Raw genomic sequence first — 13,308 nt, 5'->3', positions numbered from 1 at the left:
AATTCTCATTCGTATCAACTCGTTTGAAGAGGGAGAGAGAACCGCGTTCGACGCGAGGCGGGAAGAACAGTGGCCGCTCCGCGCCGAACACGGTCATGCCTGACTTGGCTGTTGTCGCGGCATCTTCCGTCGGAAGCTACCGCATTTCTTGCTGTCCGTTGACACACAATAAATCTTTCATCATGCTTGCGACGAAGAGCAAACGGAACGGGAGCGTCATCGGTCGTGGCGGAACCTCACACAAACGTGGTAAAAACGGCGTGGCGGGAGTAAGTGAATCTCCGATTCACGAACGTCGAAAGACGCACCGCGTCTTTCGGGACTCCCGCGAACGAAGTGAGGGTGAGTAAGCCACCCCGTTCCCACGGCTCACTAACGTTCGCCGGAGAACGGGCGTGGCGGGATTCGAACCCGCGGTCGAGAGGTTAGGAACCTCTCGCCCTATCCGCTAGGCCACACGCCCTGTATAATATGTAATAGCTCGCGGGAAAAACAACTACGATTCCGATTCGGTCTGGGTTTCAGTCTCGGTCTCGGTCTCGGTCTCGGTTTCGGTGGTCGTGGTCGGTTCGCTTTCGACCTCGGTCGCGGTACTGGAACCCGAGCTTTGCATCTCCTGCAACTCTTGTTCGACTTCTTCGCGGCCTTTCTTGAACTCTCCCATCGCCTCACCGGTGGAGCGGGCGAGCTTCGGAATCTTGTTTGCACCGAACAGGAGAACCGCGATGAGCAGAATCACCGCGAGCTCCATCCCGCCGGGAACCGGCCCGAATAGTGGTATCATTTCGAACATCCTCTACCAGTTTCTTACCCATTGCCAACTATAGGCTTTTTGCTCTTCTCAGGGTCGTTTCCCGACCTATTTTCCGTCCGAACGACCCGTAAAACCCCGTCGCGCCCGAGAGTTTTTCCCCCCAGAACGTGAAAATGGAACATGGACGACGTTGCAACGGAACCGCAAACGGAGAACGGACGGCGTGCGTACGACCCGGACGCGGACCACGCCTTCCCCGACGAAAAGCTGAACGAGGTGCTCGAATTCATCGCGAACGACGACGAGATTCAGGCGTATCTCGACGCGCAAAACGTCAACGCGGTGACGAGAAAAGGATACAACGACCACGGGCGAAAGCACATCGAAATCGTTCGGAACCGCGCGCTGCTCCTCTACGACCTGTTGAAACGCGGCGGCGTCGAGTTCAACGGCGCGGCCGACGAAGGACTGGACGAAGCGGACGAGAGCGTCATCGTCGCCTTCGCCGCGACGCTCCACGACATCGGTCACATCGTTCACCGCGACGACCACTCTTACTACTCGATTCCGCTCGCGGCGGACGTCCTCGACCGCGTGCTGCCGAACTTCTACGACACGGCGAACTCGGTTCGGATGAAGGGCGAGATTCTCCACGCCATTCTCTGTCACCACACCGAGGAAGACCCGCTGACGACGGAAGCGGGAGTCATCCGGGTGTCGGACGCGCTGGACATGGAACACGGTCGGTCGCGCATCCCCTACGAGAAGGGTGGTCGGGGCATCAACACCGTCTCAAGCCAAGCCATCAAGAAGGTCACCCTCCGACAGGGAGATACGGTGCCGGTTCTCGTCGAAATCGAGATGCTGAACGCGGCGGGCGTGTACCAGGTCGATAACCTGCTCAAGGCGAAACTCCACGGCTCCGGGCTGGAGGACGACATCCGAATCGTCGCCTTGAACGTCCGCGAGGGGAGCGATCACATCGTGGAACGGGTCGAGTTGTAGCCCGTCCGTCTCACCGAGCGCGTTCGAGGCGGTCGATTCGTGTCTTCGTCGGCGGAGAGAGATGAACGACCGCGGAGAGGAGCGACTCGGTACGCCCGTGGTTCGATTCGAGATAGGTGATAATGTTCTCCGCGCCGACGTAGGTCGCCGCTCGTTCGTCGGCGCGGTAGACGCGCCACGCGACGAGTCGGTACAGTCCGTAGAAGACGACGAGCGCCCCGACGATGATGCCGATAACGACGGCGAGTGCGGCGGAGAGCGAACGAAACAGGTCGGTCTGTGCGGCGTGAAGGGCGAACGCCACGATGCCGAACAGCAGTTCGATGCGAAGTAGATTCGCGAGTATCCGCACGTCGTAGGCGTAGGTATCGAGGAGGGCAACCGAAAGTGCGGAGACGGTGCCGAGTTCGTCCTCGTGTTCGTCGATGACGGTATCGCTGAGCAACAGTCGTCGGTATCCGGGAGGTCCCGAACCGCCGGAGAGGTTCGAACCGAGCGCGTTGCCGCCGAGCACGACCGTCGGAGGACTACCGGAGGGAAGTTCGCTGGCGAGCCGACCGGGAAGCGATTTCGTGTCGTTCAGTTTCCCGACGAGGAGGGGTCCCGCGAGATAGTTCACGAGGTACAGTGCTCCGAGGATGGCAGCGAGGGCGACGAGTACCAGAATGAGTTCATTCATGGTGCTGTGTAATAAAGAAGCGAGGTCGGTTCTTATACCTTATGCGAGCGCGAACGCACCGATGGCGAGCGGAATTTCGATCTCCCACAAGAGAAGGATTATCGCGATTCCGGCGATGACGGCGAGCGCGTAGAACAGCCAATCGATCATGTCGTCCGTCTCGGCCCAGTTGCTAATGGCCTCGATACCCGCTTTGAGACCCGCTTCTGCGAGCGCGGCGACCGGCGAGTAGGGGTACAGCAGGTCGTCGATACAGAGGACTTCCGCGCAGAGGTCGAGGTCCTCTTGACCGGTCCACACGCAGCCGTCCTCGGAGAGGCCAAGCCAGAAGGAGAAGCTCTTTCGAAGCGACCAACTTCGGTCGATTTTCAGGTCGTATGTGTCCACGGTAAGGTCCACGTAGCCGAGATTCGGCGTACTCTGATAGCAACTGGGTTTGCCGTAGTGTCCGGGTGAGCCCTCGACGCAGATTTTCTTTCCGTCGGCACCGTAGTCGGTCCAATAGCAGGCATCGAACGGGAGCACGCCGGGGACGTAAACGCTAGAACTGGTCGTAACCGAATCGCTCATGACGAGATCCTTATACTGGGGGTCCAAAAGCGATCGGAGTCGGTGTTGCTTTTCGTTCTCCGATAGGTCACTCGCTTGGACTGCATCCCACGGGATGGCCGATCCAAGAAGGTCAGATGCCAAGTCGACCATGGCATCCCAGATGTTGTCTATCTTGTTCTGCGGAGCGCTTGCTGCAGCACCAGTACCGCTCATAGACAGCACGCCGCCCGTACTCAGGCCCGCAACTCCTAACGTCTGTAGCAGCTCTCTTCTGTTTGGATTTATATCTTTCATCCATGAATCAATATATACTAACTCGATAAATACTTTCTGTATCTTGTAATATTTATCTAATATTTTCTAGAAATTATATTTCGACGTACGATTCCGTAGAGAACTCTCATTCTGAAGAAACGACGGCGAAAAAGAACGGCACGTCGTCCGAGACCGACCGTCAATTAGAAAACGCGGTTCGAAACGCGACCGCGCTTTCAGCACACCCGGTCGTACACCCGTTCTAACTTCTCGACCGCGCGTTCGACGCTGATTTCGTCCCGACGGGCGAGACAAGACTCTCGAAGCCTCTCGCGTTCCGCGAGCGTACGGCGAATCGATGCCCGAACATCTTCGATGTCGCCGCTCTCGAAGTGATAGCCGGTTTCGCCATCGACGATGGTGTTCGACAGCGCTCCGGCGTTCGCCCCGACGACCGGCGTCCCGCAGGCGTTCGCTTCGAGCGCGACGAGGCCTTGCGTTTCGACGGGACTGGGGAACGCGAACACGTCGAGAGCGGAGTAGAACGCCGCCATCTCGTCCCGGTCGAGAAATCCGAGAAAACGGACGTCCACGTCATAATCGCGGGCCTGTTTCTCCAACGATTCGCGGGCGGGACCGTCGCCGCCGAAGACGACCGTCAGGTCCATGCCGTCGGCCGCCGTGATGATCTCCGAGAGACGCTTTTCGAAGCCGTGGCGGCCGGTGTAGCCGACGAGCGGGCGATCCACATCAAGGTCGTATTTCCGAACGAAGGCTGCCGTTTCGACCGGGTGAAACCGCTCCACGTCGATACCGTTCGGGACGACGTGCACGGGCGCATCGACGCCCACCGTCTCGACGATGTGCTCTCGCGTCGCCTCGCTCGGCGTCAACACGGCGTCGGACCGCCCGAAAAACCACCGCTCGTACGCCCCTGCCGCCCGTTCCACGTAGTCGGCGACGGAATCGTTCGGGACGAGATAGTCCGCGTACTCCCCTGTCGGCGTGTGGTACGACGTCACGAACGGGAGTTCGTTCTTTCGCGCGAGTCGAAGACCGCCGAGGCCGATGGCGAACGGCGTGTGGGAGTGGACGATTTCGGCGTCGAGGACCGCCTTCGGAACCCGCGGCGTTCCGAGTCGATAGCCATCATAAAAGGGGAACGGAAGACTTCCGATGGGATGTTCGCCTTTCTCCGGCGCGTAGTCGTCGGATTGGGGATACACCACGTCCATCCGCCCGCCGTTTTTCTCCCAAAAATCGCGCCACGTTCGGATGGTGTAGGTGACACCATTGATGGTCGGTAGATATGTGTCCGTGAACGCGGCGACCCATCGGCTCATTGTTCGGCCATTCGAGGACGGGAAGTTAAGTGCTTGTGACTTCAGACGAGTTTTGTATACTCCTCGACAAGACGCTCGCCGACGCGCTTCAGGCTGTGTTCGCTCGCCGTCTCGCGGGCGTTTTCCCCCAATCGCTCCCGAAGTTCGGGGTCGCGTTCGAGCAGTTCGAGCGCGCGTCGGAACTCCGTCTCCGTTTCGCACTTCAGACAGTCCACGCCGTGCGTGAAGAACTCGTCGAAGACGGGGATGTCGCGGAGTACGACGGCCTTTCCGCACGCCATTGCTTCGAGGACGACGATTCCCTGATTCTCGACTTTCGCCGGGAAGCAGAACACGTCGCCCGCCGCGAACGCGCCGCGCTTGTCGTCGACCCACCCGGTGAACGTCACGTTCTCGGGCGGGTTCTCCGTCCACCGTTTGACCGTCGAACTGGCGTGCGGGCCGTCGTCCACCGTCCCGAACCACGCGAAGTCGAAGTCCGTCTGCTGGGCGACTCGGCAGAACGTCGTGAGACCCTTGCGCTCGAAGACGTTCCCCAGTGCGAAGACGACCATGCCCTCCAAATCGTACCGCGCGCGGTACTCATCGCGAAAGGATTCGAACCCGGCGAGCGATTCTGCGTCCACGCCGTTCGAGATTGGGTGAATCGGCGCGTTCACGGGATACCGTTCGAGGACGGATTTCGTGTACTCGCTGGGACAGAGCACGAGGTCGGCCTGCGAGTAGAACCACTTCAGATACCGACCGAGCGGGCGCGCGACGAGGCTCGACCCGCGGAAACTCTCCGCGAAGTCCTCGCTCGTGACGTGGGAATGGAGGACGAGCGGGATATCGTTCCGTTTCGCGTGGCGCGCGACCGCGACAGACCCCGGCCCGATGACGTTGCAATGTGCCACGTCGAAGTCGGCGAAGAAACGACCCCCTACCGCCCCGGACAGCAGCGCGCGACCCGGCGTTTCCCCCTCCCACGGCGACGTGATCACGTCCACGTCGGTTTCCGCTAACGCCTTGCGCTGTTGCTTCGTGGAGGTACCGATGCCGCTCCGGGCCAGTCGGGATTCGAGTTCGAGGTAGTTGAGTACGCGCACTGCGGGGGAAATGGCATAGCGCCCAATTACTCCTTTCGGAAAGGACTCATTGAACGACCGCAAAGTATTTGTTCCCATACGAGCATGACTCGCATGGGGCAATACAGGAACGATTTCTATCCTTGTCCTGTCTCGCCCCGGAAACCCCCCACCCCCCCATTCCGAATGACAGTAGCTCAAGAGCGAATAGAGCGTCTCGAAGTACTTGCACGGGACGCCACCGCAGAGTGTAACGACGACCGAGCGCGGGAGTACGTCCGCCTCGCCAGACGAATCGCCGAGCGACACCGCCTTTCGCTCCCACAGCAGTTCAAACGATTCACCTGCGACGCCTGTGACGCCTATCTCCGTCCCGGAAAGAACGCACGGGTCCGACTGCAGGACGGCCACGTCGTCATTACGTGTGACTGTGGCAATCAGGCGCGCTATCCCTACGACTGACCCGCACAGCGCCGTTCTCCCCGTTTTGATTTCGACACGTCTCCCATCGGAAAGCAGCCATTACGAACCGAATCACCGACCGTAGGAACTCCCTACCGGCGTGTTTTCGCCATCTTCGGCGGGTCTCGTCCCCTCTCGACGGTCCGTCCCGTTCGTCGTTCGCGCAGACGAAACTACCAAGTCTCGCGCCATATCACTGTCACCTATGAGCGGACAACGGTGGACGGACATGATAGTGGGGGACAGGATGGCGGTCGATAGGGAGTTCGCACAGGAAGTCGCCGACTCCCAATTCTCGCGCCAGGAGTGGGGACTGGTGATGACCGCGGTCGAGTTCGACATCGAACACCCCGAGGACGACGAGCGCGCGAAGCTCGTCGCCGACACGAGCAAGGTGAAACAGGTGATGCCCGAGATGGAGAACATCCAGTCGCAGATGAACTCCATGACGGGGAAGTCGTCCAAGAAGGAAGGACGGGGCGTCTTCGGGTCGGTCAAGGACGCGCTCGGACTGGGCGGCGGTGGCGGGAGCGGCGTCGACGAGGAGCGACTCGCCGCGGCCGAGGGGTTGGCACAACGGTACGCCGACGAACTCCAGACGCGCCTCGAATCGACCGGGAAGTGGGCGCGCGTCAGAAGTGCGGTTCAGGAGTGATGGAGGTCGCACCCGGCGCGTGGCGATACGCCGCGCCGCCGTTCCTGCTCGCTGGGCCGCTCGGATTGCTCTCGCCGCTCGCCACGCTCGCGGCGCTCGCGCTCGGCGGTGCCGTCCTGCTCTTCTTCCGCGACCCGGACCGTTCTCCGCCGTCGGACGGCGTCCTCTCGCCCGCGGACGGCCGCGTCTCGGTGATCCGCGAGGAAGGAAACCGCGTCCGAGTCGGCGTGTTCATGAACGTGACGGACGTGCACGTCAACCGCGCGCCGCTGTCGGGGCGCGTCGAATCGGTCGAACACGAACCGGGTACCCACCGTCCCGCGTTCAGCAAGGAGTCGGACAACAACGAGAAGGTCCACATCGGCCTTTCGACGTGCGATCTGACGCTTATCGCGGGTGCGTTCGCCCGGCGAATCCATCCGTACGTCGAATCGGGCGACGAACTCGCGCGGGGAGAGCGATTGGGCCACATCGCGTTCGGCAGTCGAGCGGACGTGCTCCTTCCGGCGTCGTTCGACGCGGCGGACGTAGAAGTAAGAAACGGTCAGCGCGTGCGCGCGGGTGAGACGGTTCTCGCTCGGCGCGATGACTGACGCGATTCAGTCGCTCGAATAATCGCCGCCGTGGAAAAGCGTCATCTCCTCCGCTTCGTAGATGTTGATGAGTTCGTTGATGATCTCGTCGTAGGATTCGTCTTCGACGCGCAGGCTGTCGAGGCGGGAGACGGTCTCCTCGTCGAGTGTTATCTTGGGCATCGATGTTCTCTACCCCTTGGACAATCATTAAAGCATAGGCCGGTCCGAATTTCCCGCCGTCGTTACGGTCTTCTCGAACGGAGAAGTCCGCCGTATCGCCCGAGTAACCGGTCGTTACCGGAATCGTAGAGTTGTCTTTCCAGACGACAGTGGTTGGTTTCGCCCCGACAGTCACCGGATAACAAAGTACCCACACTGATGTTAGTCGTACCGACGAGGTTCAGCATGACAACGACAAACAGCCAGATTGCCAGTGGAAGCGACACTGTGGCCGAAAACCGATGTCGAAGTTGCGGTTCCTTCGTGACCCGCGATTTCGCCCGCGTGTTCGGAAACAACGAGAACGAGGTCTTCGGGTGCCTCGAATGTATGACGGCGACCGAAGTCAAGAAGGGCGGTGCGCGGGCGGAGTTCGTCGACACGTCCAAGCTCGTCGGCGGCCGAGAACCGATCCGCTGAGCGCGGCGTCGACGCTGGGGGACGGGGAACCGGGTCGGACAGGAAATGGGGGACGGGAGAAAAACCAGGCGGTCTCTTTTTCCGATTCAGGTGCTCACGGACGGCGTTCGTCAGTCAGCAGCTCGCCGCCGCGTTCGAACACGCGGTTCGCGTCCGGCGCTTCGTAGGGCGGTGTGTGGCTGATGTCCGCCATCGTCTTTTTCGGTCGGTCTCGGTTCGTCGGTCGTCGTGTCGAGTTTTCGTCCGTCATGTATCGGTCGTTGGTGTCGTTCGTCTCGGTTTCGGTGGTTCGCAGTACGTTGCACGGTCGGCTCTATTCGGTATCGATTCGAGGATTCGATGGTGTGAATGTGTAGGGGTCAGACCCCTACGATGAGAATCGTGCCGACGACAGCGCCGCCCGCAACGTTCGTATGCGAATGTTTGACATACTGTTCCATCGCTACCGTGCTAATGTGTGTCAAGGCATATAACCGTTGTGTGCGAGGCAACCGTTGCCACCCTCGTTCGCCACAATCGTAAGGAGGGTTCGTGTCGTACTCCCGAATGATGACGAACGATGAAGTAACGGACCTCCTTCGAAAGGCGTACAGCGACGAGATAGAAACCGTGATGAACTACCTGACGAACTCCATCGTCCTCGAAGGCGTGAGCGCGGAAGAGGTACGAGAGAGCCTGGAGACGGATATCCAGGAGGAGTTGGGGCACGCGGAGATGATCGGCCAACGGCTCAAACAGTTGGACGAGCGCCCACCGGCGTCCTACGATTTCGAGGCGCGGCAGGAAGGCTTGCAACCGCCGGAAGACAGCACCGACGTCCTGTCGGTTATCGACGGCGTCCTCGAAGCGGAGGAGGATGCCATTTCGACGTATCGAAACGTCATATCAGCGGCGCGAGATGCGGACGACCCCGTGACTGAAGACCTCGGTGTTACCATCCTCGCCGACGAGGAGGCCCACCGCACGGAGTTCCGCGGATTCAAGCGCGAATACGACAACTGAACCGAACCAAGGCAAGGATTTTTCTCGGGGGGATGAGAGGTACCGGCATGAACGATTCGGGGTTCGACTTGGACCTACAGGCGGCCGAACAGGAGATCGAATTCGACGAGAACGAGCGCGTCATCCTCGGTGTCCTCGACGGGACCACGGCTATCGCGGAACGCCTCGATGCAGTCGAACGCGGACACGTCCTCGTCCTCGCGGTCGACGGCGACCTCACCGAGCTCGCGGCCGACCTCGCACCGGCGGTGAAAAAACAGGGCGGAAATTTGGTGCACTTTCGGGAGTTCCTCATCATCTCGCCACCCGGTATCGAAATCGATACGAGCAGACTCTGAGAACTGCCTGCACCTCGGAGGGAAACGGTGGGGTATCACCGTTCGTGATGTACGTCAGGGGGGACCACAGGGTGGCCCAATCGGCAAAAATACACCAACAGTATATAAAAATTCCATTCTAGATTCCAGAAATTTGCATTTTGAGTAGATTGCTCCAATTGATATGGAATTTGATAGTCAGTTGCCCAAGAACGATAGTGAAAAGAATCCAATGGGTGTATAGGGAACTGCCGCCATGGAGCACCAACAGTCCCTCACCGAGTACGTTCTCCGGTCCGGAGCACGGACAGCAGTCTTACAGGCAATCGTCGACGGTTCTGAAACGACACGCGCGCTGTTGAACCGGGATTTGGCGAGCGAATCCGCCGTCTACAACGCCCTCACGGAATTGGAAAATCGCGGGCTGATTCACTCGCCACGCACCAAACGGTGGGCACCGACCGGAACCGGCTCGGTCGTATCCGCGCTCGTCCGCGAACAGCGGAAGACGGAACGAGTACTTCGAATCGACATCGACTACTGGAAACGACACGACGTCACCGCGTTGCCCTCCTCCGATTTGCTTCGTATTGCCGACCTCACCGGTGGAACCGTCATTCGCGCGACCGACACCCATCCGTCGCGGGCCGTCCGCGAGGTGGAACGGCGACTCGAAACGACGACTTCCGCGTCCGTCATCGCGCCCATTTTCAACGAGCGATACTCCGATGCGCTCCTCGACGGGGACGGCGACGCGCGGCTCGTACTGGCGACGGACGTCCTTCACTCCCTCCTCGCGACCACGGACGCCACGGTAGACGAAGACCTGAACGTTCGCGTGGCCGACACTTCGTTCGCGCTGACGGTGACCGACGACGGCCTGTTGCTCTCGCTCCCGCTGCTGGACGGGTCCTACGATACGCAGACCGAGTTCGTCGTCGAGACCGACCGCGCACGTCGAAAGGGAAACGAACTGTTCGAGGCCGTCTGGGCCGACGCGGAACCCGCCGCCGAGTACGTCGAGTCGATGGAGACGGACCTCACGTAGTGCCGTCGCCGTCGGGGGACGGAATCGTTGCCCCGTCGATTTATGCGCGTTGACCGACTAGTGAGAGTATGCCACTGAAAGAAGCCGAGTCCCCTACGGAATATCGGGAAATCGACCGCTGGGACGGCGGCGTCGGCTGGCTCGCACACCCGGAGGAAACGATGGAGCGAGCGAGCCACGCGCTCGCCATCGACGACGACGTCTGGGTTATCGACCCGGTCGATGCGCCGGGCATCGACGACCTGTTCGCCGAGTTCGGAACGGTCGCGGGCGTCGTCGTCCTTCTCGACCGCCACACCCGCGATGCCAAGGAAATCGCACAGCGACACGATGTGCCGGTGTACCTTCCGACGTGGGTCCGACGGAGCGTGAGCGGGGTTCCGGTCCGACGGTTCGAGACGACGCTCGCCGACACCGGACTGCGCGTGCTTCGACTGGTCGATAACCCGGCGTGGCAGGAAGCCGCGCTGTACGACGAGACGAACGGAACGCTCGTCGTCCCCGAATCCGTCGGCACCGCCGACTACTTCCGAACCGGTCGCGAGCGACTGGGCGTCCATCCGATGGTTCGACTCCTACCGCCGAACGAACTCCGCGGGTTGACGCCCGAGCGGGTCCTCGTCGGACATGGCCCCGGTATCTTCGACGATGCCACGGTCGTCCTCGCGGATGCGCTCGACGGGTCTCGCAGACGATTCCCCTCGTTGCTGGCGAAGACCGTCCGCGGATTTGTATCGTCGTGATACCACAAGAATTACAGATTGCCGATAGTTTTTTAGCATTTGCTCGATATGAACGACGCATGTGCCATGAGCGCCGGAATTTTTCCCCTCTGGTTGTAGAGGTGATCCGGTGACTATTTCGTTCGATTCCCGTCCGGACGGAATCGAAATTCGAGACCAAATCGAACGACGTACGTGCACGCTTCAGACGTTCGACGCGGTTCGACCTGTCCCGGCCGACACTCACTCGTTTCGTTTTCCCGTCGACCGCGCGGTCTGTCTCTCGACCGGCGGCCTTCGGCTCCCGACACCGGCCGCCGTCTACGTCCGCGACGAGACCGGTGAGATGGTGGCGAGCGTCGAAGGGATGGCGAACGAGGCGCTCCCGTCGGGAAACTACACCATCGAGCTCTGTACCCCGATCAAACTGTATCTCGACGTCGAGGAATCGCTCGACATCGGTGCGACGTTCGAGGACATCACGTTCCGGTTCGGTTCGAGGACGACCGTCGTCGTCGGTGGGCGGTCATCCCACCGACGCCCTTCGGGAACGGTGACGACGACGAGCGACCCGACGGACATGATGGCGGCGATATCGACGTTCGGGTCGGCGTTGAAGACGACCAGTCCAGAGCGGTCGTTTCCCACCCTCCGCGGGCATCCGCCGGTCGTCGAACTCGGCGACGAACTCCGCGTCCCGGACGCCCTGCAACCGCCCGAAACGGGCGTGACCATCGAAGTGCCTCCCACGTACGAATCGATTTTCCCCGTCGCCTCGCTCGCGTACTACCTCGGTGCGACGGTCGTTCCGGGCAACTCCCCTCGAATCGTCACGGACGACTTCGAACACCCGCTCGGCGGCGCTCGGGATTTCGAAAGCGAGGTCGAACGGGTGCTGAAACAGACGTTCCTCCTCGACTGCGTGACTCGGACGGAAGGACTGTATCCCATCGACCTCCACGAACGCCGAACGCTCGAATCGACGGTCGACCTCGATTTTGCGGCGCTGTACGACGCCCCGCTGGATGACCGCTTGGAAACGTACCTCACGATTCCCTACGGGATGCTTGAGGACCTCGTCCCCGATTGGCAGTTGACCACGCACGTCTCCTCGACGGCAACTAACGTCGAGATGCTTCCGTTCCTCGTGGACGACCTCGCCGCCATTCGAACGCCGCGAGCGACGGAAGTGTCCGCGTCGGCGATACAGGTACCGGCGGTCGAACAGTTCGTTCGGGGGAATACCAGAAGCACGTCGGAAACGACGTCGAACCCGCGTACGTTCGTCGAACCGGAGCAGACCGACTCGCTCGAACAGGTGTGGGTCGGCGACGACGCGCCGGTCGGCGCGAGCAAAGCGACCATAAACGCGTTTCACAACCGACTCGAACGCACGACCACGGACAGAGAGATAGCCATCACCGTCGTCTGCAACGACCGCGAGATGGACGAGGAACGGAACCTCGCGGACGAAGTGTACGGATCGGGACGAACCCTTCCGTTCGACGTGAGCGTCGAACACGATTTGAGCGTCGCCGAACTGCGTTCCGTCCTCGAATCCGAGACGCAGTTTCTCCACTACATCGGTCACATCGACGAGGGAGGTTTCAACTGTCGTGACGGGATGTTGGACGCAGCCGAACTCGACGACATCGGCGTCGAAGCGTTCCTCCTCAACGCTTGCCGGTCGTTCGAACAGGGAATGGCGCTCATCGAGGCAGGAGCCATCGGCGGCGTCGTCACTCTGAACGACGTCATAAACAGCGGCGCGGTTCGCGTCGGCAAGACGATGGCACGGTTGTTGAACCGTGGGTTCCCGCTCTGGGCGGCGTTGGACATCGCCCGCGACAGGAGCATCATCGGCGGTCAGTACACCGTCGTCGGAGACGGGAGCATCAACGTCGTTCAGACTGAGAGTATCGCGGCCGTTCTTTTCGATATCGAGGTGAACGGAGAGAGGTTCGAGGTAACACCCATCACGTATCTTTCCAACGAGGGGGGAATCGGTGCCTTCGTCAATTTACGTCTGGACGAGACGAACCGATCATATCTGGCATCGGGGTCTCTTAGTACGCTCACAATGGATAAGGACACCCTCACTCGACTTCTCGCTTTGGAGGATGTCCCGGTCCGACTCGATGGACGGTTTACGTGGAGCTATTCCCTCGATGTGGATACGCTCGGGTAGAGTCTCACTCGCCCACACGCTACTACAAAACGATCAATAGAATCG

Annotated in this window: 17 protein-coding genes and 1 tRNA gene; 10 read left to right on the top strand and 8 right to left on the bottom strand. The window is 60.5% G+C overall.

Annotation, left to right across the window (positions count from 1 at the left end; all coding sequences use genetic code 11):
- Nucleotides 1-390: 390 nt before the first annotated feature.
- Both B208_RS0103945 and B208_RS0103940 read right to left on the bottom strand, forming a co-directional pair.
- Nucleotides 391-463: transfer RNA gene (locus B208_RS0103945), tRNA-Arg, on the bottom strand.
- Between the two features lie 33 nt (nucleotides 464-496).
- Nucleotides 497-793 carry a twin-arginine translocase TatA/TatE family subunit gene (locus B208_RS0103940; protein ID WP_198292362.1) on the bottom strand — a complete coding sequence of 99 codons (297 nt, stop codon included), beginning with the start codon at nucleotides 791-793 and terminating at the stop codon, nucleotides 497-499.
- Between the two features lie 141 nt (nucleotides 794-934).
- Between B208_RS0103940 and B208_RS0103935 the strand changes: the two genes are divergently transcribed.
- On the top strand, nucleotides 935-1,759 hold the full coding sequence (locus tag B208_RS0103935) for an HD domain-containing protein (protein ID WP_007982582.1): 825 nt from the start codon (nucleotides 935-937) through the stop codon (nucleotides 1,757-1,759).
- A gap of 10 nt (nucleotides 1,760-1,769) precedes the next feature.
- Here B208_RS0103935 and B208_RS0103930 read toward each other — a convergent pair whose 3' ends face one another.
- The 4 genes from B208_RS0103930 to B208_RS0103915 all read right to left on the bottom strand — a co-directional run bounded on the left by B208_RS0103930 (nucleotide 1,770) and on the right by B208_RS0103915 (nucleotide 5,676).
- Nucleotides 1,770-2,438, bottom strand: a complete 669-nt coding sequence (locus B208_RS0103930; RefSeq protein WP_007982584.1) for a hypothetical protein — start codon at nucleotides 2,436-2,438, stop codon at nucleotides 1,770-1,772.
- 39 nt (nucleotides 2,439-2,477) lie between these two features.
- Nucleotides 2,478-3,008, bottom strand: coding sequence for a hypothetical protein (locus B208_RS0103925; protein ID WP_018128710.1), 531 nt, complete (start codon nucleotides 3,006-3,008; stop codon nucleotides 2,478-2,480).
- Nucleotides 3,009-3,481: 473 nt separating this feature from the next.
- Nucleotides 3,482-4,588: a glycosyltransferase gene (locus B208_RS0103920; RefSeq protein ID WP_007982587.1), complete on the bottom strand. Its 1,107-nt coding sequence runs from the start codon at nucleotides 4,586-4,588 to the stop codon at nucleotides 3,482-3,484.
- A 41-nt stretch (nucleotides 4,589-4,629) separates the two neighbouring features.
- Entirely contained in the window at nucleotides 4,630-5,676 is a 1,047-nt protein-coding gene (locus tag B208_RS0103915; RefSeq protein ID WP_007982588.1) for a glycosyltransferase family 4 protein, read from the bottom strand.
- Between the two features lie 165 nt (nucleotides 5,677-5,841).
- Between B208_RS0103915 and B208_RS0103910 the strand changes: the two genes are divergently transcribed.
- The 3 genes from B208_RS0103910 to B208_RS0103900 all read left to right on the top strand — a co-directional run bounded on the left by B208_RS0103910 (nucleotide 5,842) and on the right by B208_RS0103900 (nucleotide 7,365).
- Nucleotides 5,842-6,117, top strand: a complete 276-nt coding sequence (locus B208_RS0103910) for a ribonuclease P protein component 4 (RefSeq protein WP_018128709.1) — start codon at nucleotides 5,842-5,844, stop codon at nucleotides 6,115-6,117.
- Nucleotides 6,118-6,322: 205 nt separating this feature from the next.
- Nucleotides 6,323-6,772 carry a DUF5799 family protein gene (locus tag B208_RS0103905; protein ID WP_018128708.1) on the top strand — a complete coding sequence of 150 codons (450 nt, stop codon included), beginning with the start codon at nucleotides 6,323-6,325 and terminating at the stop codon, nucleotides 6,770-6,772.
- Entirely contained in the window at nucleotides 6,772-7,365 is a 594-nt protein-coding gene (locus B208_RS0103900; protein WP_007982591.1) for a protein sorting system archaetidylserine decarboxylase, read from the top strand. The genes B208_RS0103905 and B208_RS0103900 overlap by 1 nt, the downstream gene beginning before the upstream one ends.
- A 6-nt stretch (nucleotides 7,366-7,371) precedes the next feature.
- Here B208_RS0103900 and B208_RS24175 read toward each other — a convergent pair whose 3' ends face one another.
- A complete protein-coding gene (locus B208_RS24175) occupies nucleotides 7,372-7,527 on the bottom strand; it encodes a DUF7557 family protein (protein WP_007982592.1) in 156 nt (51 codons plus the stop codon).
- A 225-nt stretch (nucleotides 7,528-7,752) separates the two neighbouring features.
- On the opposite strand from B208_RS24175, the gene B208_RS23725 reads away from it, so the two are divergent.
- Nucleotides 7,753-7,986, top strand: coding sequence for a DUF7563 family protein (locus B208_RS23725; protein ID WP_049805629.1), 234 nt, complete (start codon nucleotides 7,753-7,755; stop codon nucleotides 7,984-7,986).
- A 94-nt stretch (nucleotides 7,987-8,080) separates the two neighbouring features.
- Here the strand turns inward: B208_RS23725 and B208_RS24170 are convergent, their stop codons facing one another.
- On the bottom strand, nucleotides 8,081-8,236 hold the full coding sequence (locus B208_RS24170) for a hypothetical protein (protein WP_007982594.1): 156 nt from the start codon (nucleotides 8,234-8,236) through the stop codon (nucleotides 8,081-8,083).
- 299 nt (nucleotides 8,237-8,535) lie between these two features.
- Here B208_RS24170 and B208_RS0103880 point away from each other — a divergent pair, with 299 nt between their 5' ends.
- The 5 genes from B208_RS0103880 to B208_RS0103860 all read left to right on the top strand — a co-directional run bounded on the left by B208_RS0103880 (nucleotide 8,536) and on the right by B208_RS0103860 (nucleotide 13,263).
- Complete coding sequence (locus tag B208_RS0103880; protein WP_026177724.1) at nucleotides 8,536-8,988, top strand: ferritin-like domain-containing protein; 453 nt, start codon at nucleotides 8,536-8,538, stop codon at nucleotides 8,986-8,988.
- A 47-nt stretch (nucleotides 8,989-9,035) separates the two neighbouring features.
- Nucleotides 9,036-9,326: a DUF5779 family protein gene (locus B208_RS0103875; protein ID WP_007982598.1), complete on the top strand. Its 291-nt coding sequence runs from the start codon at nucleotides 9,036-9,038 to the stop codon at nucleotides 9,324-9,326.
- Between the two features lie 235 nt (nucleotides 9,327-9,561).
- The gene (locus tag B208_RS0103870; protein ID WP_007982599.1) at nucleotides 9,562-10,353 is read left to right on the top strand and encodes a helix-turn-helix transcriptional regulator; all 792 of its coding nucleotides are present in this window, start codon (nucleotides 9,562-9,564) and stop codon (nucleotides 10,351-10,353) included.
- 68 nt (nucleotides 10,354-10,421) lie between these two features.
- Entirely contained in the window at nucleotides 10,422-11,096 is a 675-nt protein-coding gene (locus B208_RS0103865; protein WP_007982600.1) for a hypothetical protein, read from the top strand.
- Between the two features lie 109 nt (nucleotides 11,097-11,205).
- Complete coding sequence (locus B208_RS0103860) at nucleotides 11,206-13,263, top strand: hypothetical protein (RefSeq protein WP_007982601.1); 2,058 nt, start codon at nucleotides 11,206-11,208, stop codon at nucleotides 13,261-13,263.
- Nucleotides 13,264-13,308 lie beyond the last annotated feature (45 nt).

This window comes from Haladaptatus paucihalophilus DX253, assembly GCF_000376445.1.
Lineage (GTDB): Archaea > Halobacteriota > Halobacteria > Halobacteriales > Haladaptataceae > Haladaptatus > Haladaptatus paucihalophilus.
Note: the sequence above shows the minus strand (reverse complement) of the source record. Positions and strands in the feature narration are given on the sequence as shown.

Excerpts from the sequence above, each read along its gene's own strand:
- B208_RS0103940 (WP_198292362.1), bottom strand. The coding sequence starts at position 793 with ATGTTCGAAATGATACCACTATTCGGGCCGGTTCCCGGCGGGATGGAG.
- B208_RS0103935 (WP_007982582.1), top strand. The coding sequence starts at position 935 with ATGGACGACGTTGCAACGGAACCGCAAACGGAGAACGGACGGCGTGCG.
- B208_RS0103930 (WP_007982584.1), bottom strand. The coding sequence starts at position 2,438 with ATGAATGAACTCATTCTGGTACTCGTCGCCCTCGCTGCCATCCTCGGA.
- B208_RS0103925 (WP_018128710.1), bottom strand. The coding sequence starts at position 3,008 with ATGAGCGATTCGGTTACGACCAGTTCTAGCGTTTACGTCCCCGGCGTG.
- B208_RS0103920 (WP_007982587.1), bottom strand. The coding sequence starts at position 4,588 with ATGAGCCGATGGGTCGCCGCGTTCACGGACACATATCTACCGACCATC.
- B208_RS0103910 (WP_018128709.1), top strand. The coding sequence starts at position 5,842 with ATGACAGTAGCTCAAGAGCGAATAGAGCGTCTCGAAGTACTTGCACGG.
- B208_RS0103905 (WP_018128708.1), top strand. The coding sequence starts at position 6,323 with ATGAGCGGACAACGGTGGACGGACATGATAGTGGGGGACAGGATGGCG.
- B208_RS0103900 (WP_007982591.1), top strand. The coding sequence starts at position 6,772 with ATGGAGGTCGCACCCGGCGCGTGGCGATACGCCGCGCCGCCGTTCCTG.
- B208_RS24175 (WP_007982592.1), bottom strand. The coding sequence starts at position 7,527 with ATGCCCAAGATAACACTCGACGAGGAGACCGTCTCCCGCCTCGACAGC.
- B208_RS23725 (WP_049805629.1), top strand. The coding sequence starts at position 7,753 with ATGACAACGACAAACAGCCAGATTGCCAGTGGAAGCGACACTGTGGCC.
- B208_RS24170 (WP_007982594.1), bottom strand. The coding sequence starts at position 8,236 with ATGACGGACGAAAACTCGACACGACGACCGACGAACCGAGACCGACCG.
- B208_RS0103880 (WP_026177724.1), top strand. The coding sequence starts at position 8,536 with ATGACGAACGATGAAGTAACGGACCTCCTTCGAAAGGCGTACAGCGAC.
- B208_RS0103875 (WP_007982598.1), top strand. The coding sequence starts at position 9,036 with ATGAACGATTCGGGGTTCGACTTGGACCTACAGGCGGCCGAACAGGAG.
- B208_RS0103870 (WP_007982599.1), top strand. The coding sequence starts at position 9,562 with ATGGAGCACCAACAGTCCCTCACCGAGTACGTTCTCCGGTCCGGAGCA.
- B208_RS0103865 (WP_007982600.1), top strand. The coding sequence starts at position 10,422 with ATGCCACTGAAAGAAGCCGAGTCCCCTACGGAATATCGGGAAATCGAC.